Source organism: Methylobacterium trifolii, from assembly GCF_022179685.1.
In the GTDB taxonomy this organism is placed as follows: domain Bacteria; phylum Pseudomonadota; class Alphaproteobacteria; order Rhizobiales; family Beijerinckiaceae; genus Methylobacterium; species Methylobacterium trifolii.
This window is the reverse complement of record NZ_BPRB01000016.1, coordinates 1-1,057: the sequence shown is the minus strand read 5'-3', so window position 1 is coordinate 1,057 and position 1,057 is coordinate 1. Positions and strand designations below refer to the sequence as shown.

Sequence of the window (1,057 nt, the reverse complement as noted above, 5' to 3'; positions counted from 1 at the left end):
GGTCCGAGATCCACACCGCCGGCCGGTGGCCGTCCATCATCTCCCGCACCACGACGGCGCCCCGCGTCGGCGAGGCCGTGTGCACCACGGCGTCGGCCGAGTGGAACACCCAGTGGAAGGCATTGCTGCCTTCGATCCGGACGCCGGTCTCGTCCGACGCGACGACGGTAGCCCGGCGCAGGGCCGACACGGCGACCTCGCAACCGGGACGGAAGCGTCCCTGCGCCCGGCGGAGCAGGTTCATCAGGCCGCCCTGGCTGAGCGTCAGACCGAACAGGTCCGATAACGCCGCCTGGAGCCGCTCGTAGGAGAGCGCCTGGAAGGTCTTTAGATAGGTGGCCACCGCATGCAGCCGCGGGCCGAACGGCGTGCCCCGCGCCGTCTCCGGCACCGGCACCGGCACCGGCGCAAGCACCTGCGCTCCGCAGGTCGGGCAGCACACGGCCAGCCGCCGATGCTGCGTCACGACCGGCATCACCTCCGGCAGTTCGATCCGCTCGGACACGCTGACGACCTCGGCCGGAAGATCCCCGTGCAGGTCGCCGTCGCAGCACGGGCAGCGGTCGGGACGATGATCGACCACCGCGTCGGGATCGTCGCTCATCGCGCGGCTGTGGCCCTCGTGCCCAGGCTTGGCCCCGCCGGGCTTGGATTGCTCGCGCCGCTCTTTGCGGTCCGTCGCCGGTGGATTGGACGAAGTGCGCGAAGTCTTCTCCGGGCGCTGCAGCCGCAGCACCAGCTCGATCAGCTCCTCGCGCCTCAGCCGCTCAAGATCGCTTCGGCCCATCTCACGACGGAATCAGCGAAATCCACCTCACGCAAGGGGCAAGGCCTTTCCCGCCGCAAAACTGAGCCGCTCACGACAACCCGTGACCGCAGACACCCCCTGGGCAATTACGTTTGCGAAGATCCCGTCGCATCTGCCGACCGATACTCGGGGCAGGGAGCGTGTGTACGACTGGCGGGTGATCCCCCAAGCCCGCACTGTCGGATGAAGCGGCTCGCGAGGCTGGCGAAACGGCACGTTCAGATGTCTCTCCTAGTGCACTGACGCATA

Annotated in this window: 1 protein-coding gene; it reads right to left on the bottom strand. The window is 68.8% G+C overall.

What is annotated here, in order from left to right:
* On the bottom strand, nucleotides 1-787 hold a 787-nt coding region (locus COGEMETH_RS01375; RefSeq protein ID WP_238180830.1), incomplete at its 3' end, for an IS66 family transposase.
* Between the last annotated feature and the right edge of the window lie 270 nt (nucleotides 788-1,057).